The sequence below is a fragment of the Streptomyces sp. NPDC002055 genome (assembly GCF_040296705.1).
Classification (GTDB): Bacteria; Actinomycetota; Actinomycetes; order Streptomycetales; family Streptomycetaceae; genus Streptomyces.
In genome coordinates, this window is record NZ_JBEOXS010000018.1 from 24217 (window position 1) to 49003 (window position 24787).

Below are 24787 nucleotides of genomic sequence, written 5' to 3' on the forward strand. Positions count from 1 at the left end.
GTTCAGGCTCCTTCAGGCCGCGACCAGGTAGGAGAACACGCTCTCCAGGGACTCGTCGGAAGGCGAGACCGTGAGGAGCCGGATGCCGTGCTCGCGGGCGACCCGCGGGAGCAGTTCGGTGAAGCGCGCGAAGTCGACGGCCTGGATGCGCAGTCCGCCCCCGCCGGGCCCGGAAGGGTCCGTGGCGTCGAACTCGATGCCCGCCGTGGACGGGTCGGCGATCAGCGCCGCGGCCAGGGCCCGGTCGTCGCTGGACCGTACGAGGTAGCGGTGCGGCCGGTCCGTCATGAGCCGGCGGATCCGGCGGAAGTCACCGGACGCCGCGTGCCGCCCCGCCACGATCACCTCGATGTGGCTGGCGAGCTGCTCGACCTCCTCCAGGATGTGCGAGGAGAACAGGACCGTGCGGCCCTCGTCGCCCATCCGCCGGAGCAGCTCCATGAGCTGCATCCGCTGCCGCGGGTCCATGCCGTTGAACGGCTCGTCGAGCAGCAGCACGGAGGGCTGGTGGACCAGGGCGGACGCCATTTTCACGCGCTGCCGCATGCCCTTGCTGTACGTCGAGATCTTGCGCTTCTGCGCGTACTCCATCTCGACCGTGGCGATCGCCTCGCGGGCCGCGGCGGCCGGCTTGGGCAGCCCGTGCAGCTCGGCGTTGGCCTCCACGAACTCCTGCCCGGTGAGGGAGTCGTACATCGCCTCGCGCTCGGGGACCATCCCCAGCTGCCGGTAGGTCTGCTCGTTGCGCCAGACCGGGGCGCCGTCGAGGGTGACGGAGCCGGTCGACGGGGGCAGGAAGCCGCCCATCATGTTGATCAGCGTGGACTTGCCCGCCCCGTTGGGGCCGAGCAGTCCGGTCACACCGGGGCCGATCGTCATCGTGACGTCGTTGACGGCGACGACGTTGCCGAACCACCGGGACACGTGGTCGATGTTCAGGGAGGTCACAGCCCGACCTTTCGGTAGCGGCGCATCAGCAGGCCGTACGAGCCCACGATCAGTCCGAGGACAACGGCGAGGTAGACCACTCCGGCGAGGGTTCCGGGCGGGGTGGCGCCGCCGGGGAAGCGCGAAGCGGCGCCCAGGAACGTGCTCTGCACACCGTCGATGAGCGAGACCGGGGAGAAGAGTCCGAGCCAGCCGGCCGCGGTGTCGTTGTCCTGGGAGTGGGCGATGGCCTGGATGGTGCTCACCGCGCCGTAGGGGATCGTGAACACCGCGATGACGGAGGCCACGCCGAAGCCGCGGCGCGGGGTGAGCGCGGCGACCACCAGCCCGATGCCGGCGAAGAGCACCGAGAGGAGTGCGACGGACACCATGCCTTGCGCGAATCCCTTCGTCTGCTCGGCGAAGTCGAGTTCGGCGAGCAGCGCTCCGATGTAGAGGATGAGGACCGGGGCGCCGGTGAGGATGAACAGGGCCGAGGCCATCGCCGCGAACTTGGCGAGCACGTAGTCGACGCGCTCCATCGGGCGGGAGAAGTAGAGCGTCATGGTCCGGAAGCGCAGATCCCGGGAGACGGCCTGCGGGGCCTGGGACGCCAGATAGAGGCCGATCACCGCCTGCATGATCATCGCGTATTCGGTGTAGTCGACCAGCGGCTTCTTGAACTTGGCGAAGATGGTGACCGCGACGATGATCGTGGCGGTCGCGCACATCACGGCGAACAGCAGCATCGGCAGGACCTTGGACTTCGCCGAGCGGCCGAGGCCGTACGCGCCGCGCAGGCTCTGCACGAAGAGCGAGCGCCGGGCGTAGGCCCGGCCGAGTCGCTGACCGTCGTACGAGCGGTAGCCGATGTTGTGGATCCGCGTGGGGTCGCCGCCCTGGGCGGGCACGGCGGGGGCGGTGGTCTCAGGCTGCATCGCGGCCTCCTCCGTTCTGCTCTTCCGAGCGGAAGACCTCGGCGATGTGGTGACGGCGCTGTTCCATGCGCACCAGGCCGAGGCCGAGTTCGGCGACGGTGTCGCGGACCGTGTCGTAGGTGCTGTCATCGGCGACGTCGAGCAGCAGGACGTGCCCCGCACCGGGGGCGCGGCCGCCCGCGTGCACCTCGATGCCGACCGCGGCGAGGGCGGCGCGCAGGGCCCCGGCGCCGTCCGGGTGGCGCTCGCTGTCGGTGACCTCCACCGCGAGGGTCGCGGTGGCCTGGGTGAAGTCGCTGGTGGAACTGGAGCGGAGCAGGGCGCCGCCGTCGATGACGACGACGTGGTCGCAGGTGCGCTCCAGCTCGCCGAGCAGGTGGGAGGTGACCAGGACCGAGATGCCGAAGTCGGTGTGCACCCGGCGGATCAGGCCCAGCATCTCGTCGCGGCCGACGGGGTCGAGTCCGTTGGTCGGCTCGTCGAGCAGGACCAGCTGCGGGTCGTGGACCAGCGCCTGGGCGAGTTTCACCCGCTGCTTCATGCCGGTGGAATAGCCGCCGATGGGGCGGTACCGCTCCTCGTAGAGGCCGACGTGGCGCAGCGTGTCGGCGGTGCGCTCCCGGGCGGCGGCGGGCGGCAGCCCGGACATGCGCGCCATGTGCACGACGAACTCGGTGGCCGAGACATCGGGCGGGAGGCAGTCGTGCTCCGGCATGTAGCCGACGCGCTCGCGGATGGCGCCGCCCTGGGTGGCGACGTCCAGGCCGAGGACGGAGGCACTCCCCTCGGAGGCGGGGGAGAGTCCGAGCAGGATTTTGATCAGAGTGGACTTGCCGGCTCCGTTGGCACCCACCAGGCCGGTCACGCCCGGCGTGATGTTCACGGAGAGCCGGTCGAGCGCGGTCACCCGGGGGAACCGCTTGCTGAGGCTTTCGGTCGCGATGACAGTCACGGCATCGACGGTAGTGGCGGGCGCCACAGTTCACGTCAGACCTGGCGGCTGGTTCGGCGTACGACTCGAGGCTGATGTCCCGTAGGGGGCCTCCTCCCCAAGCCGTTACTCGCGGTATCCACAGGCGGCGCACCAGCCTTGACGCTGCTGTGGGCGGGTTGCCAATCTCGTCACTGTCAGTTGCTTCGGGGCGGTCGGTGGTCGGGGCGGATGGGTCGGTCGGTGGTCGGGGCCGGGTCGGGGCGGCCGGGACGGTCGGTGGCGGGGCCGGGGCGGTCGGGGCGGCCGGACGGTTGTCGCGTGGCCTCAGTACTCACCGGTGAACGCTCCGCGGGGTTACGCGAGTTCCCGGCGTCGCGTAGCCCTGGCGGCAATGGGGCCGAGGGTCGGGAGGGGGAGGGGGGTGGGCCCCCGGTCGGGAGGTCAGAGGCCCGGCGCGCCCCACACCGGGAACCACCGCGCCAGGTCCTCCTCGATCCGCAGATCGTTGCCGAGCGCTCCCCTGACCTGGAGTTCGAGTGCGGTGTCACGCTTCTCCTGCCGTCCGGGCAGCGGAGCGAACGGGTAGAAGGTGCCCCGCTTGTACAGGTAGACGAGCCCGAGGGGACGGTGTCCGGTGTCGCGGAAGGCGATCAGGGAGCAGAGGAGCTGTGGTCCGAAGCCCGCGTCCTGGAGCAGCGTGTTGACGGCGTGCACATCGTTGACGAGTGACGCGATGTCGTCCGCGGGGTGCCGGGCGAGGAGCCAGGTGTAGCCGTAGGTGTCGCGGCTGAACTCCACCGGAATGCCGCCCGCTCGGGTGTCGGCGTCGAGCAGATCCCGTACGTCCTGCTGGAGTTGGGTGAAGGCGCCGCCTTCCACGCTGGCGAAGCACACCGAGCCGAGGCCGGTGGGCGCGAACCCGGCACCCGCCTCCAGGGTGATCGCCGCGGAGGGGAGGCCGAAGAGCCGGTCGAGGTCGGGGCGGACCGGCTTGCTGCGGCCGAGGATGGTGTCCAGAAGACCCACGGTCATCAGTCCCTCACGTCGTTGTCCTGGGACGATCCGACATCCGCACGAGCCGACGTCCTCACGAGCCGGTCCTCACGCATGGCCGAGCTGCGCCGAGATCCGGCCCAGCTGGTCCAGGCGCTGCTCCAGGGTGGGGTGCGAGGAGAGGAGCCGCCCCAGGCTCTCCCGGGAGGAGAACGCGGGGGCGAAGTAGAAGGCGTTGAAGGGCTCGGCCTGGCGGAGGTCCCGCGTCGGGATCCGGGCCATGTCGCCGCTCACCTTGGTCAGGGCGGAGCCGAGAGCGGAGGGGCGTCCGGTGAGCAGGGCGGCGGCGCGGTCGGCGGACAGCTCCCGGTAGCGGGAGAGCAGCCGGGTCAGCAGGAAGCTGATCACGTAGACCACCGCGCTGACCAGCGGGATGAGCAGCGCCACGATGGCGGTGTTCTGGTCCCGGCTGTTGCCGATGCGGCCGAAGCCTCCCCAGAGCGCGACGCGGGTCATCATGCCGGCGAGGACGCCGAGGAACGAGGCGATGGTCATGACGGCGACGTCGCGGTGGGCGACATGGGACAGCTCGTGGGCGAGGACGCCCTCCAGTTCCTCCGGCTCCAGCCGTCGCAGCAGGCCGGTGGTGGCGCAGACGAGGGCGGTGCGCTCGTTGCGGCCGGTGGCGAAGGCATTGGGGATGTCGCTGTGGGCGATGGCCACCCGCGGCTTCGGCATGTCGGCGAGGGCGCAGATCCGGTCGACGGCGCCGTGCAGGGCGGGAGCCTGCTCGGGGGTGACCTCGCGGGCGCCCATGCTGTACGCGGCGATCCGGTCGCTGAACCAGAACTGCACGACGAAGAGCCCGCCCGCCACGATCAGGATGATCGGCCAGGCACCCCGCAGCAGGGTCAGCAGCACGCCGACGAAGACGACGTAGAGCAGCCCGATCAGGAACATCGTCGTCACCATGCGGGTGGTGAGTCCCTGGTCCTTGGCGTATCGGGATCGGGTCCGGGTCCTCGGCATCAGCCGACCTCCAGAGCGCGGCTGTGGTCCTGCTCCTCTCTCGATTCTCCCCCTTTTGGGCCTATAGCGGACATAAGGACGGCAGGCGAAGGGAGGCCGAAGGCGGAGAGAGGGGCCGGAGACACCCGACCGGTCCGGTCAACCCCCGACCGAACCGGCCGGCCCCCGGCCGGCCGATCAGCCCGACCGGGCCGGTCAGCCCTGCCCCAACTGCGCCAGCCCCTCCGTCGCGATGCGCTCGAAGACCATCCGGTCGGCCTCGAACATCGAGTCCGGGATCGGCCAGTGCAGCACGATCTCGGTGAAGCCGAGCTCGGCATGGGCCCCGGCGAAGTCGACGAAGGCGTCCAGGGAATCCAGGGGGCGGTCCGGCGTGAAGCCGGTGAGCAGGATCTTCTCCAGCTCCGACGGATCGCGGTCGATCTCCGCGCAGGCGTCGGACAGGCGCTCGGTCTGGCTGCGGAGGGCGGCCAGGGACTCGGCGGGAGTGCCGGTCGCCGAGATCTTCGGGTTGCCGGTGGTGACCCAGGCCTGTCCGTGGCGGGCGGCGAGCCGCAGTCCGCGGGGGCCCGTCGCGGCGACGGCGATGGGCAGACGCGGGCGCTGGAAGCAGCCCGGTATGTTCCGGACCTCGTGCGCGGAGTAGAAGACGCCGTCGTGGCTGACGACGTCCTCGCTGAGCAGCCGGTCGAGCAGCGGCACGAACTCCCCGAAGCGGTCCGCGCGCTCGCGCGGCGTCCACGCCTTCTGGCCGAGGGCCGTGGCGTCGAAGCCGTTGCCCCCGGCGCCGATGCCCAGCGTGATCCGGCCGGCGCTGATGTCGTCGAGGGAGATGAGCTCCTTGGCGAGGGTGACGGGATCGCGGAAGTTCGGCGAGGTCACCAGCGTGCCCAGACGGATACTTTCCGTAGCGGCTGCCGCAGCGGTGAGGGTGGGAATCGCTCCGAACCAGGGCCCGTCCCGGAACGACCGCCAGGAGAGGTGGTCGTAGGTGTACGCGGCATGGAACCCGAGTTCTTCGGCTCGACGCCAGGTCTTTTGTCCTTCGGCCCACCGGTGGATGGGGAGGATCACCGTGCTCAGACGCATGACCCCGACGATACGCGGGCTTCCCGCCGCCATGGATATGCCGGCGGAGCAACATCGGGAAGCCACCGCGGAGCTCGCGATGGGACCGCTACCGTGGCGTGACGGACACGCTGGGCAGGACCGAGCGCGAAGCCATGACCGAAGAGGCGACCGGGCGGGTTGAGCACCGGCGACCGCCTGAGCGAGCTGCTCGATGCGGGACGGCGCTGAGCGTCAGCGGAGAGCTCCGACGGGTGCCGTGCATACCGCAGTATGCTGAACCTATGGCTGATACGACCCGCATCACGGTCACTCTGCCCACCGAGCAGGTGACGGAGCTGAAGAGGCTCACGGACAACGTCTCCGGCTACGTCGCAGAGGCGGTTGCCCGCCAGATCAGGCACCAATTGCTCGGTGAAGAGCTGCGCCGCTACGAGGAGGAACACGGCGCGTTCACCGACGAGGAGCTGGCCGCAGCCCAGGCCAGGATCTTCGGCACGGCCGAGCACGAGGACCCGGCGAGCGCTGCGTGAACCATCGCCTTGAGACCGTCGTACTGGATTCCCAAGGGCTGTCCGCCTGGATCTCACAGGACCGGGGCGCGCTCGCGATGATGCGGTCCTTCCACTCGATGGCTGCCGATCTGGTGGTCTGTTCCAACACCATCGTGGAGGTCGTGCACGCCAAGGTGAACACCCCCCGGCTGAACTGGGTACTCTCCCAGGTCAAGGTGGAAGCGGTGACCGAGCAGGCTGCCAGAGCCGCCGCCGGGCTGCTGAAAGAGGCCGGCCTGCACGGCCACAAGTACGCGATCGATGCCACCGTCGCCGAGCTGGCTCTCCGCCAGCCTGGCCCGGTGGCCATGCTCACGTCCGACATCGACGACATGGCCAAGCTGTGCGGCCACCGCATCCGGCTCATCGCGGTCTGACCCGGCCTGTTCACCATCGGTGGTCACCGCCGAGCGCCTGCGAGTGCCGGGCAGAGGCGGCCGCACCACACCGGCCGCACCACACCCGGCCCGCCCGCACCGCGAGCGGCCCCCTCCCGACGCCCGTGCGGTCCGTCATCACTCGCACACGGCGGGTGCCCATATGTGCACCCCCTCACACGCTTGTGCACGAGCATGCGGGAAGATGGACCGGTGACCTCAGCCACCGAGCGCCCGCCCGAGCCGCAGCTGCCGGAAGTCCGCCCGTCCGCGTTTCCCGGGGGGCGCGTCCGGCTGATCGCCACGGATCTCGACGGAACGTTGCTGCGCGACGACAAGTCGGTCTCGGAGCGCACCGTCGCGGCGCTGGCCGCCGCCGAGCGGGCCGGGATCGAGGTCTTCTTCGTCACCGGCCGGCCCGCCCGCTGGATGGACGTGGTCAGCGACCATGTGCACGGCCACGGCATGGCGATCTGCGCGAACGGCGCCGCCGTGATCGACCTGCACCGCGACGGCCTGTTCCTGGCCGTCCGGCCGCTGGACCGGTCCGACGCGCTCGCCGTCGTCGGCACCCTGCGCGCCGCCGCACCCGGCACGTCCTTCGCCGTGGAGCTCACCACCGGGATCCACTACGAGCCGGAGTACCCGCCCTTCTACATCGACCCGGTCGCGACCATCGGCCCCGCCGAGAAGCTGCTGTCCCCCGGCTGGGAGGGCTCGGACCAGCCGGTGCTCAAACTGCTGGCCCACCACCCCCGGCTGGCACCGGACGAGTTCCTGGCCCTGGCCCGGGAAGCGGCCGGGGAGCACGCGTCCTTCACCCGGTCCAGCCCGACCGCGCTGCTGGAGATCAGCGGCCGGGGCGTCAGCAAGGCGGCGACCCTCGCGCACTGCTGCGCGGAGCGGGGCATCGCTCCGGAGGAGGTCGTGGCCTTCGGCGACATGCCGAACGACGTGGAGATGCTGTCCTGGGCCGGGACGTCGTACGCGATGGCGAACGCCCATCCGGACGTGCTGGCCGCCACCTCGGCCCGCACGGTGGCGAACAACGAGGACGGCGTGGCCGTCGTCATCGAGGAGATCCTGGCGGCCCAGCGCCCCCGGTGACGAAAAGGCCCACCCGCGGCCCGGGCCCGGCAGCCCACAGCACCGCGCCCCGCCGTCCGACCGCCCGCCGCCGCCGCAACAGCAACAGCAACAGCAACAGCAACAGCACGCAACGGAGCAGCAGCCGAATCCGCAGCGCCCCCACAGCCGGCATCTACCGGAGCGGTGCCTCCCACACCATGCTCGTGCCGCCGCCGTCCTCCCCGATGCCCGGCCCGTACCAGCTCGAACCGCCCAGTGACTCCGCCCGCTTGGCGAGGTTCCTCAGTCCGCTGCGGCGGCCGCCCTCGGGGATGCCGACGCCGTCGTCGGCGACCGTGAGCCGTACGCCCTCCTGACCGTCCGGCAGCTTCTCCGTCGTGTCGACCACGATCTCCAGACGGGTGGCGCCGGCGTGCCGGAAGGTGTTCGACAGGGCCTCCCGCAGCGCGGCGATCATGTTCCGGCCGGTCAGCTCCCCCACCCGGGCGTCCACCGCGCCGAGGAAGCGCACCGACGGCCGGAAGCCCAGCGGCACCGCGGCCATGTTGATCTCCCGCTCGATACGGGTCCGCAGGCCCGCGGGGGCCTCGACCGGGCCCTGCTGCAGGGCGAAGATCGCGGTGCGGATCTCCTGGATGGTGACGTCCAGCTCGTCCACGGCGGTGCTGATCCCGGACTGCAGCTCGGGGTCCTCCGCCCGGCGCTGGGCGCTCTCCAGCATCATCCCGGTGGCGAACAAGCGCTGTATGACGAGGTCGTGCAGGTCCCGGGCGATCCGGTCGCGGTCCTCGTAGACGGCCAGCCGTTCGCGGTCGCGCTGCGCCTCGGCGAGGACGAGGGCCAGCGCGGCCTGCGCCGCGAACTGGGTGGCGAGGGTGCGTTCGGTCTCGGTGAAGCTCCTGGCCCCGCGCAGCCGCCCCAGCGCGAGGGTGCCCAGCACCCGGTCGTCGCTGCGCAGCGGCAGCAGCATGACCGGCCCGTAGAAGGCGGAGACCGGGGTCGTCATCCGGGTGTCGGTGGCGGAGTCGTCCACGAACACGGGCAGCCCGGCGACCAGTTCCTCGTACACCGGGCTGCTGGGGTCGATCACCACGCCCAGTTCCTCGAACGGCTCCGGGAGGTCGGAGGAGACCTGCACGATCTCCAGGCCGCCGTTCTCGTACGGCAGCAGCACCACCCCGGCCGCCGCGTCGGCGAGTTTGCGGCCCTGCTCGGCGACGATGGCGAGCGCGTCGTCCGTGCGGGACTCGGTGCTGGAGAGCAGGGCGGTGGTGAGGACGTTGGCGCCCTCGATCCAGCGCTGCCGCTGCTTGGTGGCCTCGTGCAGCCGGGCGTTGCCGATCTGGATGCCGGCCTCGGTGGCCAGCACCTTCATCATGTGCAGGTCGTAGACGCTGAACTCGCCGCCGTCCCGCTTCTCGGCGAGGTAGATGTTGCCGAACAGTTCGCCGCCCACCCGGATGGGGATGCCGAGGAAGTCGCCGAGCAGCGCGTTGTGCGGCGGGTAGCCGGTGGTGCGCGCGGGGGCTCCCAGGTCGGCCAGCATCATCGGCACCGGGTCGTCGACCAGGGTGCCGAGGATGCCCTTCTCGCCGTCCGGGAGGCGGCGGATGCGTTCCCGTTCCTCCTCGGAGATGCCGTAACTCACCAGGTCGGCGAGGCCGTCGCGCTCGTCGTTGATGACGCCGATCGCGGCGTAGCGGACGTCGGTGAGGCTGGCCGCGGTCTCGAGGATGCTGTCGAGGGTGCTGTGCAGGTGCAGTCCGGTGCCGACGGAGACCATGGCCTCCAGCAGCCGGGGGAGACGGACGGTCAGTTCCTCGGGCAGTTCCTGGAGGCTGCGGGCGGTCTCCTCGGCGACCGTGGAGCCCTGCTCCCGGCCCTTCGGCGTCGCCGCCCGTCCTGGTGGCGGCCCCTGCCCCTGCCCCGGCGCGGTGTCCGGCGCGTCCCCGGTCCGCAGGCCGGCGCCCGGGTGTCCTGCCCCCGCACCACCGGCTCCCGGGTCGTGCCGGGAGGGCGGAGGATCGACGGATCCTGCCGAGGCCGACATACGCCGAGCCTAGTGAGTCCCCTGTGCCGGGGAAAGTCGATGATGGTCGCCGTCGGTGGCGTGCTCGCGGTCGAGCATCCGCCGGAACGGGCCGTCCGCGGCGGCCAGCCGCTCGTACGGCCCGCGTTCGACGGCCCGGCCGTCCGCCAGGACGATCACTTCGTCGACGGCCGCCAGCCCGGCCAGGCGGTGGGTGATGAGCAGGGTCGTCCGGCCCTCGGTCGCCGCGAGCAGGTCCGCGGTGAGCGCGTCGGCGGTCGGCAGATCGAGGTGTTCGGCGGGCTCGTCGAGCACCAGGACGGGGAAGTCCGCGAGCAGGGCCCGGGCGAGTGCGAGGCGCTGGCGCTGTCCTCCCGACATCCGGGCGCCGTGCTCGCCGACCGGGGTGTCCAGGCCGTCGGGGAGGCGGTCGGTCCAGTCGAGCAGGCGGGCCCGGGAGAGGGCGGCGCGCAGTTCCTCCTCGCTCGCGCCCGGCCGGGCCAGCCGCAGGTTCTCGCGCAGTGAGCTGTCGAAGACATGGGCGTCCTGGGCGCAGAGGCCGACCATCCGGCGGACGGCGTCCCCGTCGAGCCCGGTGGCGGGCACCCCTCCGAGGGTGTAGGTGCCGGTGTGCGGGTCGAGGAAGCGGAGCAGCACGTGGGCGAGGGTGGTCTTGCCCGCGCCGGAGGGGCCGACGACCGCGATCCGGCGGCCGGGCGCGAGGTCCAGGTCGAGACCGTCGAGGGCGGGGGCGGACCGGCCCGGGTGGCGGGCGGTCAGGTTCCGTACGGTCAGCGGGAAGGGCGCCGCGGGCACCGGCAGCGGGTGCTCGGGCTCGCGGACGGGGTCCGGGGCGTCCAGGACCTCGCGGACCCGTTCGGCCGCGCGGCGGGTGCGCTGCCGGTGGCGGACGGCGAGCGGCAGCCCGGTGACGGCCTCGAAGGCGGCGAGCGGCGTCAGCACGACCACGGCCAGCCAGACGCCGTCGAGCCGGCCGTCCTGCACCGCCCGCACCCCGGTCCAGGCGGCCGCGGCGACGGTGAGGCCGCAGATCAGCGCCGACAGTCCGGCGCTGGCGCCCGCCGCGGCGGCCGACCGGGCGGCGATCCGGGTCAGGGTCCGGTCGGTGCGGCGCACCTCGTCGGTCCGGGCCGGCAGGGCACCGGCGACGGTCAGTTCCGCGGCGCCGGTGAAGAGATCGACGATCCGTGCGGAGAGCGCGCCGCGGGCCGGTGCGAGCCGCCGCTCGGCGCGGCGGGACAGGGCGGCGGAGAGCAGTGGCACTCCGACGCCGGCCGCCAGCAGTCCGCCGGCCAGCACGGCGCCGGCCTCGGGCAGCAGCCAGGCGGTGAAGCCGACGGAGCCGGCGCCGACGAGCAGGGCGGTGGCGGCGGGCAGGAGCCAGCGCAGCACGTAGTCCTGGAGCGAGTCGACGTCCGCGACCAGCCGGGAGAGCAGGTCGCCCCGGCGGGTCCCGCCGAGCCCGGCGGGGGCGAGCCGTTCGAGCCGGGTGTGGACGGCCACCCGCAGGGCGGCGAGCATCCGGAAGACGGCGTCGTGGGCGACGAGCCGTTCGGCGTAGCGGAACACGGCACGCCCGATCCCGAAGGCCCGGGTGGCCGTCACGGCGACCATCAGATAGAGCACGGGCGGCTGTTCGGAGGCGCGCGAGATCAGCCAGCCGGAGACCGCCATGAGGCCGACGGCGCTGCCGAGCGCCAGGCTGCCGAGCAGCAGGGCGAGCAGGAAGCGCCCGCGCCGGGCCCGTGCGGTGCGGCGCACCCAGGCCAGGGCGTCGCCGCCGGCCGGCCCGGGCCCGGCCGCACCCTCCACCCGCGCCTCCCGGACGGCGGCACGGCTCGCTCCCGCCTCCCGGACCTGCGCCTCCTCGTCCTCTCCCGAAGCCCCCGAGGAGTCCGGCGCCCCCATGAGGACCGGCGCCCCCATGAGCTCCGCCACCCCCGTGGAATCCGGCGCCCCCGCCGGGTCCGGCTCACCCGTCAGGACCGGCGCCCCCGCCAGGTCCGGCGCCCCCGGCAGCTCCAGCACCCGGTCGGCCAGCGGCAGCAGCGCGGGCCGGTGGGCGACCAGGAGGACGGTGCGTCCCCGCGACAGCCGGCCGACCGCCGCGGCGACCGCCTCCTCGGTCGCCCCGTCCAGATGCGCCGTCGGTTCGTCCAGCAGCACCAGCGGGCGGTCCGCGAGGAACGCGCGGGCCAGCGCGATCCGCTGCCGCTGACCGGCCGAGAGCCCGGCACCGTTCTCGCCGAGGAGCGTCGCCGGGCCGTCCGGCAGCGCGGTGACGAACTCCAGGGCCCCCGCCGCCTCCAGCGCGTCCCGCACCGCCGCGTCGTCGGCGTCCGGCCGGGCCGTGCGGACGTTGTCGGCGACCGTGCCCACGAAGAGGTGCGGCCGCTGCGGCACCCAGGCGATCTGCGCCCACCAGCTCGCCCGGTCGGTCTCCGCCAGGTCCGTGCCGTCGACGAGGATCCGTCCGGCGGTCGGCGCGGTCAGCCCCAGCAGCGTGTTCAGCAGGGTCGTCTTGCCGGCCCCGCTGGGACCGACGACGGCCACCGTCTCCCCGGGCGACACGGTGCAGGAGGCCGACCGGAGCGAGGCCTCCGTCCGCCCCGGGTGGAATACGGTCACGCCCTCCAGCCGCAGCGTCGCCCGCCGGACGTCGGGGGCGGGCCGGGTTCCGCCGTCGGCCGGAGGGGTCTCCAGCACGGTGAAGATCTCGTCCGCGGCCGTCAGCCCCTCGACCGCCGCGTGGTACTGCGTGCCCACCTGGCGCAGCGGCAGATAGGCCTCCGGCGCCAGGATCAGCACCACCAGGCCGGTGAAGAGGTCCAGGTCACCGTGGACGAGCCGCATGCCGATGCCGACCGCGACCAGCGCCACCGACAGGGTCGAGAGCAGTTCCAGGGCGAGGGAGGAGAGGAAGGCGATCCGCAGGGTGCGCAGCGTCGCCCGCCGGTAGTCGTCGGTGATCGCGCGGATCGACTCGGCCTGGGCCCGGGCCCGGCCGAACACCTTCAGAGTGGGCAGCCCGGCGACGACATCGAGGAAGTGTCCGGACAGCCGGGACAGCAGCCGCCACTGACGGTCCATCCGGGACTGGGTGGCCCAGCCGATCAGCACCATGAACAGCGGGATGAGCGGCAGCGTGCCGGTGATGACCGCCGCCGAGACCCAGTCCTCGGTGACGATCCTGGCCAGCACGGCCACCGGCACGACGACCGCGAGCCCCAACTGCGGCAGATAGCGGGCGAAGTAGTCGTCCAGCGCGTCGATGCCCCGGGTGGCGAGCGCGGTGAGCTCACCGGTCCGCCGGCCACTGATCCACTCCGGCCCGAGCCGTGCGGTGTGCTCCAGCAGCCGGGTCCGGAGTTCGGACCGGGCGGCAGCGCTCGCCCGGTGCGCCGCCAGTTCGGTCAGCCAGGCGACCAGACCGCGCCCCACGGAGACCGCGGCGAGCAGCAGCAGCGGTGTGCTCAGCTCGTGCACCGTCAGGTCCTGACGGAAGGCCCCGACCACCACCTCGGCGACGAGCATGGCCTGGCCGATGACCAGGACCGCTCCGGCCAGGCCCAGCGCCACCGCCGCGACCAGGAAGGTGCGGGTGGCGCGGGTGTACCGGAGCAGCCTCGGGTCCACAGGTTTCACGTGAAACGTCCTCGCGGGTCCAGTCGAGCGCAGGTCCGTGCGTCGGGGTGGCCCTGCGGTCCGTGCGGGGTCAGTGCGATCCGGCGATGTGCTGGGTGCCGATCCGCTTGCGGAACACCCAGTACGTCCACCCCTGGTACACCGCGACGAGCGGCAGCGCGATCGCGGCGCACCAGGTCATGATCCCCAGGGTGTAGGGGGTGGAGGAGGCGTTGCTGACGGTGAGGTCCCAGGCCGGGTTGAGCGAGGACGGCATCACGGCGGGGAACAGCGTGAGGAAGAGCATCGCCACGGCCGCCACGATCGCCAGTCCGGAGAGCGCGAACGCCCAGCCCTCCCGGCCCACGGTGTTCAGGCCGACGGCCGCGACCAGCGCCAGGGCCGCCACGACCAGGGCGACCAGGCTCGCCCCGTCCCCGGAGTGCGCCTGCGTCCAGGCCAGGAAGCCGGCCGCGAGCAGCACCGTGACCGCACCGAGCCGGGTCGCCAGCCGCCGCGCCCGGACCCGGATGTCCCCCACCGTCTTCAGCGCCGTGAAGACCGCGCCGTGGAAGGTGAAGAGGAACAGCGTCACCGCCCCGCCCAGCAGCGCGTACGGGTTCAGCAGGTCCAGCAGGGTGCCCACGTACTCCTTGTCGGCGTCGATCTTCACGCCGTGCGCGATGTTGCCGAACGCCACGCCCCAGAGGAAGGCGGGCAGCAGCGAGGTCCAGAAGATCGCGTGCTCCCAGTTGGTCTGCCAGCGCTCGCCGCTGCGCTTGGCCCGGTACTCGAAGCCCACGCCGCGGACGATCAGACAGACCAGGATGAGCAGCAGCGGCAGATAGAAGCCGGAGAACAGGGTGGCGTACCACTCGGGGAAGGCCGCGAACGTCGACGCGCCCGCGGTGATCAGCCAGACCTCGTTGCCGTCCCAGACCGGCCCGATGGTGTTGATGAGCACCCGCCGCTCCTGGCGGTCCCGTGCGAGCACCCCGGTGAGCACCCCCACCCCGAAGTCGAAGCCCTCGAGGAAGAAGTAGCCGGCCCAGAGGACGGCGATGATGACGAACCAGACGTCGTGGAGTTCCATGCTCGGTCCGCTCCCTTCCTAGTACGAGAAGGCCATGGGCCGGTCGGCGTCGCGGTCGTGCCCGCCGATCCTGGTGGGGGGTTCGAGGTCGCTGTCGGTGAGTTCGGGGGGCCCGGCCTTGACGTACTTGACCAGCAGCCCGACCTCCACCACCGCGAGGGCCGCGTAGAGAAGGGTGAAGACGGTCATCGAGATGAGGACCTCGGTCTGCGAGGTGCCGGGGGAGACGGCGCTGGAGGTGCGCAGCACGCCGTAGACCGCCCAGGGCTGGCGTCCCATCTCCGTGAAGATCCAGCCCCAGGAGTTCGCGATCAGCGGGAAGCCGGTGGTGAGCAGGGCGATCCGCCAGTACCAGCCGCTCAGCTTCGGGCCGAGCGCCCGGCTCTTGGTCACCGCGAGCCGTGGCACCTCGTCCTCCGTGGTGCGCAGTTCCGGCGCGAGCCAGCGCTTCTTCCGGGTGAGCCAGAGTCCGGCGGCGCCGATCGCGAAGGACGTCATGCCGAAGCCGATCATCCAGCGGAAACCCCAGTACGCGACGGGGATGTTGGGCCGGTAGTCGCCCGGCCCGTACCGGGCCTCCTCGGCCTTGTTCACATCGTTGATCCCGGGCACGGGGGAGGAGAAGTCGCCCTCGGCGAGGAAGGAGAGCAGGGCGGGGAGTTCGATGGCGACGTCGTTGTGGCCCTTGTCGACGTCTCCGTAGGCGAAGACCGAGAACGGGGCCGGTGCCTCCGTCTCCCACAGCGCCTCGGCCGCGGCCATCTTCATCGGCTGCTGCTTGAACATCACCTTGGCCAGCTGGTCGCCGCTGATCGCGGTGAGCAGCCCCGCGACGACCAGGGTGACCAGTCCGAGGCGGAGCGAGGTGCGCATCACCGGCACGTGCTTCCTGCGGGCCAGGTGGTACGCGGCGATGCCGACCAGGAAGGCGCCGCCGGTGAGGAAGGCGGCGGTGAGGGTGTGGAAGACGACGACCAGCGTGGTGTTCTGGCTGATCACCCGCCAGAAGTCGACGAGTTCCGCCCGCCCGCTCGCCTGGTTGATCCGGTAGCCGACCGGGTGCTGCATCCAGGAGTTGGCGGCCAGGATGAAGTAGGTGGAGGCCAGGGTGCCGAACGACACCGTCCACATGCAGGCGCAGTGGATCCCCTTGGGCAGCTTGTCCCAGCCGAAGATCCACAGGCCGATGAAGGTGGCCTCGAAGAAGAACGCGATCAGCGACTCGAAGGCGAGCGGGGCCCCGAAGACGTCACCGACGAAGCGCGAGTAGTCCGACCAGTTCATGCCGAACTGGAACTCCTGCACGATGCCCGTGACCACACCGAGGGCGATGTTGATCAGGAAGAGCTTGCCCCAGAACTTCGTGGCTCTGAGGTACTTCTCCTTGCCGGTGCGCACCCAGGCCGTCTCCAGGCCCGCCGTGAGGGCGGCGAGGGAGATCGTGAGGGGGACGAAGAGGAAGTGGTAGACGGTGGTGATGCCGAATTGCCATCGCGCCAGAGTCTCGGGCGCCAGAGCCAGGTCCACGTCGTCTCTCCTTACTCGCCGTGGTCACAGGCAGTCTGCCCACTGAAGCAGCCCATTCCGGGATGATCAGGACACGCTTGTGAACGCGTTCACATTCACAAGTAATTATCGCCTACGCGTTCGCCCGGGTTTCACGGGGGGTCCCCCAGGCCGCCCGACCGGTCCGCCGATCCTGCCCAGGAGAGCGGAACCGCAGGTCGGAGCGGCCTCCCCGCCTCATGCGCGCGGCCCGGGACCGGTACCCGCAGCACCGGTCCCGGGCCGCCGTTGCCCGGATGTGGCCAGAGATGCCTTCTTGCGGAGCTCCGGATGCATGGCCCGGAGCCCGTTGCGGAGCTCGGAGCCCAGGTGCGGAGAGCTCCGCACGGAGAACCAGAGCTCCGTGCGGAGCCCCCGGGGCCCCGCACGGTGACCTGAGCCCCGCGCGCCGGCCTAGAGCTCCTTGCGGAACAGCTCCGCCGCCCGCAGGAACAGATCGTTGGCCTCAGTCTCGCCGATCGTCACCCGGACGCCCTCCCCCGGGAACGGCCGGACGACCACGCCCGCCCGCTCGCACACCTCCGCGAACTCGGCCGTCCGGGCCCCGAGCCGCAGCCAGACGAAGTTCGCCTGCGAGTCGGGAACGGTCCAGCCCTGCTCGGCCAGCCCCTGCGACACCCGGTTCCGCTCGCAGACCAGCGAGCCCACCCGCCCCAGCAGCTCGTCCTCGCTGCGCAGCGAGGCGACCGCCGCGTCCTGCGCGAGCTGGCTCACCCCGAAGGGCACCGCCGTCTTCCGGAGCGCCGCCGCCACCGGCTCGTGCGCCACCGCGAACCCGACCCGGAGCCCCGCCAGGCCGTACGCCTTGGAGAAGGTGCGCAGCACGCAGACGTTGGGCCGGTGCCGGTAGATCTCCAGCCCGTCCGGCACCTCGGGGTCGCGGATGAACTCCTTGTACGCCTCGTCCAGCACCACCAGGACGTCGCCGGGCACCCGGTCGAGGAAGCGCTCCAGCTCGGCCCGGCGGACGGCGGTCCCGGTCGGGTTGTTCGGGTTGCAGACGAAGATCAGCCGGGTCCGGTCGGTGATCGCCTCCGCCATCGCGTCCAGGTCGTGCACCTCACCGTCGGTCAGCGGCACCTGCACCGGGGTCGCGCCGCTGATCCGGGTGATGATCGGGTACGCCTCGAAGGACCGCCAGGCGTAGATCACCTCGTCGCCGGGGCCCGCGGTGGACTGGATGAGGGACTGCGCCACCCCCACCGAGCCGGTGCCGGTCGCCAGGTGCTCCACGGGGATCCCGAACCGCTCGGCCAGCTCGTTCAGCAGCCCGGTGCACGCCATGTCCGGGTAGCGGTTGAACGATCCGGCAGCGGCCAGGGCGCTCTCCATGACCCCCGGGAGCGGGGGGTAGGGGTTCTCGTTGGAGGACAGCTTGTACGCCACCGGCCCGTCCGCGGCGGCCGGCCGGCCCGGCTTGTAGGTCGGGATGCCGTCCAGCACCTCACGCAGCTTCGGGGTCTTCTCAGTCACCGCGGGTCCTCCTCGACCGTCCGTGCAGCAGCAGTACTCCCCACCCTATGAGGCCCGTCCACCCCGGTCCCCTGCCGAAGGACCCGGCTTCCGGCCCGGGGCGCGGTGCCGGGCCGTGCCGGTGGGCCACCCGCCTCGGGCGCGTGAAGTGATGGCGCGCGCCGGTGGCTCGCTCCGTAGCGCGCGTCCCCCGTGGGGGTGAGTTGCCCCCGCTCCGGGACACCGGGCAATCGGCAGGCAAGAGGACCCCGCTCCCGACGGGAGCGCACCCGCACACCTCAACTACCTTCATATCCCAGCCAGTTACCGAAGTCGCTCATGCAGAAACGTGCCTGCGCGTCTCGGTCGGCCGACTGCCGATCACCGCCCGCCCGGGCCCTACTATCGGCTCGCCATGACAGCAGCAGGGAAGCACCAGGTGAGCCGGTCGACCGGCCGCCGGCTGGGACGGGCGGGTATCCGGGACGTGGCCGCCGCCGCCGGCGTATCGATCACGACCGTCTCCGACGCACTCAACGGCAAGGGACGGCTCCCCGACGCCACCCGCCGCCATGTCCGCGAGGTCGCCGACCGGCTGGGCTACCGCCCGTCCGCCGCCGCCCGCACCCTCCGTACCGGTAAGTCCGGCCTGATCGGCCTGACCGTGACCACGTACGGGGATGAACCTTTCACCTTCACCGAATTCGCCTACTTCGCCGAGATGGCCCGCGCCGCCACCTCCGCCGCGCTCGCCCGCGGCTACGCGCTGGTCATCCTCCCGGCCACCTCCCGTCACGACGTGTGGTCCAACGTCGCCCTCGACGGCACCGTCGTCATCGACCCCTCGGACCACGACCCGATGGTCAGCGAACTGGTCCGGCAGGGACTCCCCGTCGTCTCCGACGGCCGGCCCGCGGGCTCGCTGCCGGTCACCGCCTGGGTGGACAACGACCACGAGGCCGCCGTCCTCGGCCTGCTCGACCATCTCGCCGACGCCGGGGCGCGCCGCATCGGCCTGCTCACCGGCACCACCACGGACACCTACACCCGGCTGTCCACCACCGCGTACCTCTCCTGGTGCGAACGGGTCGGCCAGGAGCCGGTGTACGAGGAGTACCCGGCGCACGACCCGTGTGCCGGCGCGGTCGCGGCCGACCGGCTGCTCGCCCGCCCCGACCGGCCGGACGCCGTCTACGGGCTGTTCGACCCCAACGGCACCGATCTGCTCGCCGCCGCCCACCGGTACGGCTTACGGGTCCCCGAGGACCTGCTGCTCGTCTGCTGCAGCGAGTCGACCGTCTACTCCGCCACCGACCCGCCGGTGACCACGCTCTCCCTCAAGCCGCGGCGGATCGGCACCGCCGTCGTCCAACTGCTCATCGACGCCATCGAGGGCCTGGAGACCGAACGTCCGGTGGAGCAGGTGATACCGACGGAGCTGATCGTGCGGGCGTCCTCGCAGCGGCGTCCGCCGCGCACCACGGTGAGCGCCCCGCGCCCGGCGCCGGGAGACTGATCACGTGGCAGGGTGGGCAGGTGTGGCACAGGACGGCCGGACCTGCCCGGTGCAGGAACCTTCCGGGTCATCCCGCGCGCGGCATGACCGGGTCATTTCGGGAGAAATGCCCGACGATCATGGCCGCCACCGCGATTGACGGCCCCCTGGTGCGTCACAACCTGCGAGCGGCATTCCTATGATGGGCGCACGACACCGCGGACCGCCGCCGACCAGGCAGGTCCGACCGGTGCACGGCGTCGCGATGGTGGAGGGGTCAATGACTCAGGGGGCCGGTCAGGGACCCGCGGTTCGGGCCGTGGTGGGCATGCCGCCCGTGCCCACGCACGGCATGCAGTCGGTACCCGCGCATGCCCCCGTGGCGCCGCCGGCCCCGGGGCCGGTGCCCGTCCCGCTTCCGGTGGATCTTCCGCCGGAGTACACCCCGACCGAGCGGGATCTCCCGGTGATCCGGCGGATGACCGTGGAGGACGCGGCGACCATGGACCTCCACCCGGTCACCCGGACCGACACGGTCGTCGACACGGTGCTCGCGCCGCAGGGCGCCGCGAGCGCCGCGGACGGACCGGGCCCGCTCTTCGTCGTCGGCGACGTCCACGGCTACCTCGACGAACTGCGCGAGGCGCTGGCCGCCCAGGGGCTGATCGACTCCGAGGACCGCTGGGCCGCGGACAACGCCCGTCTCTGGTTCCTCGGCGACTTCACCGACCGCGGCCCCGACGGCATCGGCGTCATCGACCTGGTGATGCGGCTCTCCGCCGAGGCCGCCGCGGCGGGCGGCTACTGCAAGGCCCTCATGGGCAATCACGAACTGCTGCTGATCGGCGCCAAGCGGTTCGGCGACACCCCGGTCAACTCCGGGGCCGGCACCGCCTCCTTCCAGGCGGCCTGGCTGCTCAACGGCGGCCAGCGCAACGACATGGAGCGGCTGGAGGACCACCACCTGCAGTGGATGTCCCGGCTCGACGCCGTCGTGGAGGAGGACGGGCATCTGCTCGTGCACTCCGACACCACCGCGTACCTCGAGTACGGCGACTCCGTCGAGGCCGTCAACGACCGCGTCACCGAGATCCTCCAGCGCAGCGACGCCGATGAATGCTGGGATCTCTTCCGCAAGTTCACCAAGCGTTTCGCCTTCCGCGACGAGGCCGGGCCGCAGGCGGTGCACGAACTGCTCGCGGCCTACGGCGGGCAGCGGATCGTGCACGGCCACAGCCCGATCCCGTATCTGCTGGGCGAGGTGGGCGCGGAGGAGGGCGAGGAGCCCGCGGCTCCCGATGTGGAGGGGCCGCACATCTACGCCGACGGGCTGGCCATCGCCATGGACGGCGGCGTCACCATGGCCGGAAAGCTTCTGGTCGTCCAGCTCCCGCTGGCCGATTGACGCATATCGGGTGCGGCGCGGGGACATACTGCGCGCGCACAGAACGGCCATTTTCCGGAAACTCCCTGTCACGGTCCGCCGGAAGCGCTCTACCATCGGTTTATCCGTAGCAGGCTCTCCTCCGTTTCCGCCCAACTGCCCGGTGAGAGCCGGCACGCCGGCCTACGGAGCATCGGGGGACGCACATGAACAGCGCTCCGCATCTGCTTCCCGAGGACCGTCCGGAGTTCGAGCGGGTCCTCGGCGAGGCGCTGCGCACCGCGAGTGAGCGGCAGGATCCGGCCGCCCTCGGACCACCGCTCAGCAGTGAACAGCTCCGGACGATGGCCCTCGCGGCCGCGACCGCCATCTCCGCCTGCGCCGCCACCGAGTACCGGCACTACGTCAAGGTGCGCGACGAGCAGCGCGCTCCGGCCGCCGTGCCCGAACCCCGGCACGGCGAGGACCGCGGGGCGGTGGGGCTTGCCGCGGCCATGGGCGAGGCGGCCGAGGCCTCCGGTGCGGGGCTGCTGGCGGTGGTCTCGGTGCTGGCCCCGGTGCTGGCGGGCATCGCGGCGGTCATCTTCCTGCTGCTCGGCTTCTCGCTGCGCGCCCTGAGCACGGAATCGTCCGTCGCCGGTCCGCTGATCGGCGCGGGCTGGGCCTTCGCGGCGCTGACCGCCGCCGGGATCGTGGTCGCCATGGCCGGGCTGCTGCTCACCGCGCTCCGGAACGGGGCGAGTTCGGTGCGGGCCACCGCGGAGGAGGACCGGGCCACCGTGGTCGGCGAGGCCCGGGAGGCCTGGCGGCGGGCGCTGCTGGAGCGTGGGCTGCTGCCGTTCCTCCGGGAGGCCCAGGCCGGCCCGGCGGCGTCGTCCGACGGGGACGGCGAGCGGACGGAGCCAGTCTCGCGCACGCCGCATCTGGGCTACTCCCGGCCGGGGTTCAGCAGTCCGGCGGCCGAGGCCGGGCCGGAGGACAGCCGCCCGCGCTTCAACAGCCCCGGCTACACGAGCCCGGAGTACGGCGGGCCGGAGCACCCGCCGGAATGACGGTGCACCTGCCGGAATGACGGTGCACCCGCCGGAGTGACGGTGCGGTGGCCGGAGTGACGGTGCGGTGGCCGGAAGCCGGTGCTCCGTCGCTCCGCGCGGCACGGCCCTGCACGACGGCGGCCGACCTGCACGACGGCGGCCGCCCGGCGCTCCGCGCGGGCACCGGCCGCGGACCGTCGGCCACCGGGTGGAGACGACCTCGTCACCGGAACGTCTGTTCGTGGCCGGATTCGTATGGCAGGCTCGGTTCCCCGTACGCGTCACGAGTGCACCACTGCACCACTGCACCACTGCAGGACTGCACCCCGTCACGACCTCACGCCGTCACGACCTCACGCCGTCACGACCGAAGAGAACACCGCTGTGCTGTCTCTCCCTGTCACGCTGGCCGCCCGCCTGCTGCCCGTCGCGGTGCTCGCCGCCGCGGGCTGGGGCCTGACCGGTGATCCGTCCGGGGCCACGCGTCCCGCGGCAACATCCGACTCCGCGCCGTCGCTGAAGTCGGCCCCCTCCGGCTTCGACAAGCCGCCCGCCCCGTGCGGCGCGCTCTCGGCGAAGACGGTCGAGAAGCTGGTGCCGGGCTCCGGAACGAACGGCTCCGAGATCCGGAGCACCGATGCCCGGCGGCGTTCCGGCTGTTCGTGGCATGCGCTGCAGGGCTTCGACTACCGGTGGCTCGACGTGGCGTACGAGGTCTCTCCGGCCGGCGAGCGGAGCCGGACGGCCGGTGCGGTGTACGGCGGGCACCGGCAGCCGACGGCCGTACCGGACCTGGGCGACCAGGCGTCGGTGGGCACGGAGGTCACCAAGGAGGACGGCCAGCCCACCCGGAGGACAGTGGTGGCCGTCCGTGCGAAGAACGCGGTGGTCACCGTCACGTACAACGGCAGCGACTTCGAGCACAGCACGGCCCCGTCGTCGGGGACGATGCGCGAGGGGGCCATCACGGCAGCGCGGGAGGCCGTCGCGGAGCTGGCGGGCGTGGGTTCCTGACGCCGGCGGCACCGGGACACCGGACCGACGCCGCGCCCCCGGTCCGTCCGTGGACGGGCCCGGGGGCGCGGGGCGTTCGGGTGCGGGATGTGCGGGCGCGGGGCGTGCGGGCGCCGTCAGTCCGCCAGCGGCAGATAGACCCGGTTCCCGCTCGCCGCGAACTCCTTGGACTTCTCCAGCATCCCCGCCTCGATCTCCGCCGGATCGGCGCCGGAGTCACCGCCGAACTGCTCGGTGATGCTCCGGCTGATCTTCATCGAGCAGAACTTCGGACCGCACATGGAGCAGAAGTGCGCGGTCTTGGCGGGCTCCGCCGGGAGGGTCGCGTCGTGGTAGGCGCGCGCCGTGTCCGGGTCGAGCGCCAGGTTGAACTGGTCCTCCCAGCGGAACTCGAACCGGGCGTCGGAGAGCGCGTCGTCCCACGCCTGCGCGTCCGGATGCCCCTTGGCGAGGTCCGCCGCATGCGCCGCGATCTTGTACGTGATGACACCGGTCTTCACGTCGTCCCGGTCCGGCAGGCCCAGGTGCTCCTTGGGCGTGACGTAGCAGAGCATCGCCGTGCCCCACCAGGCGATCATCGCGGCGCCGATGCCCGAGGTGATGTGGTCGTACGCGGGCGCCACATCGGTCGTCAGCGGGCCGAGCGTGTAGAACGGCGCCTCCTCGCAGATCTCCTGCTGGAGGTCGATGTTCTCCTTGATCTTGTGCATCGGGACATGGCCCGGGCCCTCGATCATCGTCTGCACGCCGCGGGACTTGGCCACGGAGTTGAGCTCGCCCAGCGTCCTCAGCTCCGCGAACTGCGCCTCGTCGTTGGCGTCCGCGATGGAGCCGGGGCGCAGCCCGTCGCCCAGTGAGAAGGTGACGTCGTAGGTCGCCAGAATGTCGCAGAGCTCCTCGAAGTTCTCGTAGAGGAAGCTCTCCTTGTGGTGCGCCAGGCACCAGGCGGCCATGATCGAGCCGCCGCGGGAGACGATGCCGGTCTTGCGGCGGGCGGTGAGCGGGACATAGCGCAGCAGCACGCCGGCGTGGACCGTCATGTAGTCCACACCCTGCTCGGCCTGCTCGATGACGGTGTCCTTGTAGATCTCCCAGGTCAGTTCCTCGGCCTTGCCGTCGACCTTCTCCAGTGCCTGGTAGAGGGGGACGGTGCCGATCGGGACGGGGGAGTTGCGCAGCACCCACTCGCGGGTGGTGTGGATGTTGCGGCCGGTGGAGAGGTCCATGACCGTGTCGGCGCCCCAGCGGGTGGCCCAGGTCATCTTCTCCACCTCCTCCTCGATGGAGGAGGTGACCGCGGAGTTGCCGATGTTGGCGTTCACCTTCACCAGGAACCGCTTGCCGATGATCATCGGCTCGGTCTCCGGGTGGTTGACGTTGGCGGGGAGCACCGCACGTCCGGCGGCGATCTCCTCGCGCACCACCTCCGGGGAGACGTTCTCGCGGAGCGCGACGTACTCCATCTCCGCGGTGATCTCCCCGCGCCGGGCGTACGCGAGCTGGGTCACCGCGGCGCCGTCCCGGCCCCGGCGGGGCTGCCGCGGACGGCCCGGGAAGACGGCGTCGAGGTTCTTCAGCCCGCCGCGCGGCGCGGTGTGCTTGATGCCGTCGTCCTCGGGGCGCAGCGGCCGTCCGGCGTACTCCTCGGTGTCGCCCCGGCCGATGATCCAGTTCTCCCGGAGCGGCGCGAGTCCGCGGCGCACGTCGGTGTCGACGGCCGGGTCGGTGTACGGGCCGGAGGTGTCGTACAGCGTGACGTCCCGGCCGTTGGTGAGGTGCACCTGCCGCACCGGGACCCTGAGGTCGGGGCGCGATCCGGTCAGGTAGCCCTTGTGCCACCCGATCGTCTTCGCCTCGTCCGCAGTCGAGGCAGGCGTGTGTGCATCCTGGATGGTCATGAGACCTACTCCCTACGCCGGCATTACCCGGTAACAGGTTCGGCGGTCGACGCAGCTGTGGGGTCCGGGGTTCCCCCCGGGTCCGTCCGTCAGCGCCCTCTCAGCCCGGTGCTCCGAGCTCCCGCGTGTGCAAAGTGCCCTCACGTTAACGGTTCGTTCCGGAAGGTGAAAAGGGGGGCTGCGGGGGCGCGGTCCGGGCCCGGGCGCTCCCCCGGTTCCCGCTCGCCGAACTGCCCTGCGCACGGCCCGGTGTGCGCGGCGTGCGGCG

Annotated in this window: 19 protein-coding genes; 7 read left to right on the forward strand and 12 right to left on the reverse strand. The window is 72.0% G+C overall.

Translation table 11 applies throughout. The annotated features are described in order from the left end of the window. Positions 1–12: 12 nt before the first annotated feature. From ABT112_RS13640 to ABT112_RS13665, 6 genes are all read right to left on the reverse strand, one after another. Positions 13–948: an ABC transporter ATP-binding protein gene (locus ABT112_RS13640; protein ID WP_351508974.1), complete on the reverse strand. Its 936-nt coding sequence runs from the start codon at positions 946–948 to the stop codon at positions 13–15. Beyond that, positions 945–1865 carry an ABC transporter permease gene (locus ABT112_RS13645; RefSeq protein WP_351508975.1) on the reverse strand — a complete coding sequence of 307 codons (921 nt, stop codon included), beginning with the start codon at positions 1863–1865 and terminating at the stop codon, positions 945–947. Before ABT112_RS13645 ends, ABT112_RS13640 begins: the two co-directional genes overlap by 4 nt. Then, entirely contained in the window at positions 1855–2817 is a 963-nt protein-coding gene (locus ABT112_RS13650; protein WP_351508977.1) for an ABC transporter ATP-binding protein, read from the reverse strand. Before ABT112_RS13650 ends, ABT112_RS13645 begins: the two co-directional genes overlap by 11 nt. 423 nt (positions 2818–3240) lie before the next feature. Beyond that, the gene (pspAB, locus tag ABT112_RS13655) at positions 3241–3825 is read right to left on the reverse strand and encodes a PspA-associated protein PspAB (RefSeq protein ID WP_351509143.1); all 585 of its coding nucleotides are present in this window, start codon (positions 3823–3825) and stop codon (positions 3241–3243) included. Positions 3826–3900: 75 nt separating this feature from the next. Then, a complete protein-coding gene (gene htpX, locus ABT112_RS13660) occupies positions 3901–4821 on the reverse strand; it encodes a zinc metalloprotease HtpX (protein WP_351508979.1) in 921 nt (306 codons plus the stop codon). 195 nt (positions 4822–5016) lie between these two features. Continuing rightward, entirely contained in the window at positions 5017–5910 is an 894-nt protein-coding gene (locus tag ABT112_RS13665) for an LLM class flavin-dependent oxidoreductase (RefSeq protein WP_351508981.1), read from the reverse strand. Between the two features lie 263 nt (positions 5911–6173). Between ABT112_RS13665 and ABT112_RS13670 the strand changes: the two genes are divergently transcribed. The 3 genes from ABT112_RS13670 to ABT112_RS13680 all read left to right on the forward strand — a co-directional run bounded on the left by ABT112_RS13670 (position 6174) and on the right by ABT112_RS13680 (position 7927). After that, a complete protein-coding gene (locus ABT112_RS13670; protein WP_351508983.1) occupies positions 6174–6422 on the forward strand; it encodes a type II toxin-antitoxin system CcdA family antitoxin in 249 nt (82 codons plus the stop codon). Further along, a complete protein-coding gene (locus ABT112_RS13675; RefSeq protein WP_351508986.1) occupies positions 6419–6820 on the forward strand; it encodes a DNA-binding protein in 402 nt (133 codons plus the stop codon). Before ABT112_RS13670 ends, ABT112_RS13675 begins: the two co-directional genes overlap by 4 nt. Positions 6821–7015: 195 nt before the next feature. After that, positions 7016–7927: a Cof-type HAD-IIB family hydrolase gene (locus tag ABT112_RS13680; protein WP_351508988.1), complete on the forward strand. Its 912-nt coding sequence runs from the start codon at positions 7016–7018 to the stop codon at positions 7925–7927. Positions 7928–8081: 154 nt separating this feature from the next. Here the strand turns inward: ABT112_RS13680 and ABT112_RS13685 are convergent, their stop codons facing one another. The 5 genes from ABT112_RS13685 to hisC all read right to left on the reverse strand — a co-directional run bounded on the left by ABT112_RS13685 (position 8082) and on the right by hisC (position 17715). Further along, entirely contained in the window at positions 8082–9959 is a 1878-nt protein-coding gene (locus ABT112_RS13685) for a GAF domain-containing sensor histidine kinase (RefSeq protein ID WP_351508990.1), read from the reverse strand. Positions 9960–9968: 9 nt separating this feature from the next. After that, entirely contained in the window at positions 9969–13604 is a 3636-nt protein-coding gene (cydD, locus tag ABT112_RS13690; protein ID WP_351508992.1) for a thiol reductant ABC exporter subunit CydD, read from the reverse strand. A gap of 70 nt (positions 13605–13674) precedes the next feature. After that, positions 13675–14676 (reverse strand): cytochrome d ubiquinol oxidase subunit II, encoded by a 1002-nt coding sequence (gene cydB / locus ABT112_RS13695; protein WP_351508993.1) that lies wholly within the window; start codon positions 14674–14676, stop codon positions 13675–13677. Between the two features lie 18 nt (positions 14677–14694). Next, positions 14695–16203: a cytochrome ubiquinol oxidase subunit I gene (locus tag ABT112_RS13700; protein WP_351508996.1), complete on the reverse strand. Its 1509-nt coding sequence runs from the start codon at positions 16201–16203 to the stop codon at positions 14695–14697. Between the two features lie 432 nt (positions 16204–16635). Beyond that, the gene (gene hisC / locus ABT112_RS13705; RefSeq protein WP_351508998.1) at positions 16636–17715 is read right to left on the reverse strand and encodes a histidinol-phosphate transaminase; all 1080 of its coding nucleotides are present in this window, start codon (positions 17713–17715) and stop codon (positions 16636–16638) included. Positions 17716–18109: 394 nt separating this feature from the next. Here hisC and ABT112_RS13710 point away from each other — a divergent pair, with 394 nt between their 5' ends. The 4 genes from ABT112_RS13710 to ABT112_RS13725 all read left to right on the forward strand — a co-directional run bounded on the left by ABT112_RS13710 (position 18110) and on the right by ABT112_RS13725 (position 22621). Further along, the gene (locus tag ABT112_RS13710; protein ID WP_351509000.1) at positions 18110–19210 is read left to right on the forward strand and encodes a LacI family DNA-binding transcriptional regulator; all 1101 of its coding nucleotides are present in this window, start codon (positions 18110–18112) and stop codon (positions 19208–19210) included. Between the two features lie 244 nt (positions 19211–19454). Further along, positions 19455–20594, forward strand: a complete 1140-nt coding sequence (locus ABT112_RS13715) for a metallophosphoesterase (RefSeq protein WP_351509002.1) — start codon at positions 19455–19457, stop codon at positions 20592–20594. A gap of 185 nt (positions 20595–20779) precedes the next feature. Then, the gene (locus tag ABT112_RS13720; RefSeq protein ID WP_351509004.1) at positions 20780–21625 is read left to right on the forward strand and encodes a hypothetical protein; all 846 of its coding nucleotides are present in this window, start codon (positions 20780–20782) and stop codon (positions 21623–21625) included. A gap of 366 nt (positions 21626–21991) precedes the next feature. Then, positions 21992–22621: a hypothetical protein gene (locus ABT112_RS13725; protein ID WP_351509005.1), complete on the forward strand. Its 630-nt coding sequence runs from the start codon at positions 21992–21994 to the stop codon at positions 22619–22621. Between the two features lie 116 nt (positions 22622–22737). Here the strand turns inward: ABT112_RS13725 and thiC are convergent, their stop codons facing one another. After that, positions 22738–24519 carry a phosphomethylpyrimidine synthase ThiC gene (gene thiC / locus ABT112_RS13730; RefSeq protein WP_351509007.1) on the reverse strand — a complete coding sequence of 594 codons (1782 nt, stop codon included), beginning with the start codon at positions 24517–24519 and terminating at the stop codon, positions 22738–22740. Positions 24520–24787: the final 268 nt, after the last annotated feature.

Coding starts and splice junctions, on each gene's coding strand:
- htpX (WP_351508979.1), bottom strand. CDS start 4,821: ATGCCGAGGACCCGGACCCGATCCCGATACGCCAAGGACCAGGGACTC.
- thiC (WP_351509007.1), bottom strand. CDS start 24,519: ATGACCATCCAGGATGCACACACGCCTGCCTCGACTGCGGACGAGGCG.
- ABT112_RS13665 (WP_351508981.1), bottom strand. CDS start 5,910: ATGCGTCTGAGCACGGTGATCCTCCCCATCCACCGGTGGGCCGAAGGA.
- ABT112_RS13670 (WP_351508983.1), top strand. CDS start 6,174: ATGGCTGATACGACCCGCATCACGGTCACTCTGCCCACCGAGCAGGTG.
- ABT112_RS13685 (WP_351508990.1), bottom strand. CDS start 9,959: ATGTCGGCCTCGGCAGGATCCGTCGATCCTCCGCCCTCCCGGCACGAC.
- ABT112_RS13715 (WP_351509002.1), top strand. CDS start 19,455: ATGGTGGAGGGGTCAATGACTCAGGGGGCCGGTCAGGGACCCGCGGTT.
- ABT112_RS13710 (WP_351509000.1), top strand. CDS start 18,110: ATGACAGCAGCAGGGAAGCACCAGGTGAGCCGGTCGACCGGCCGCCGG.
- ABT112_RS13680 (WP_351508988.1), top strand. CDS start 7,016: ATGCGGGAAGATGGACCGGTGACCTCAGCCACCGAGCGCCCGCCCGAG.
- cydB (WP_351508993.1), bottom strand. CDS start 14,676: ATGGAACTCCACGACGTCTGGTTCGTCATCATCGCCGTCCTCTGGGCC.
- ABT112_RS13645 (WP_351508975.1), bottom strand. CDS start 1,865: ATGCAGCCTGAGACCACCGCCCCCGCCGTGCCCGCCCAGGGCGGCGAC.
- ABT112_RS13720 (WP_351509004.1), top strand. CDS start 20,780: ATGAACAGCGCTCCGCATCTGCTTCCCGAGGACCGTCCGGAGTTCGAG.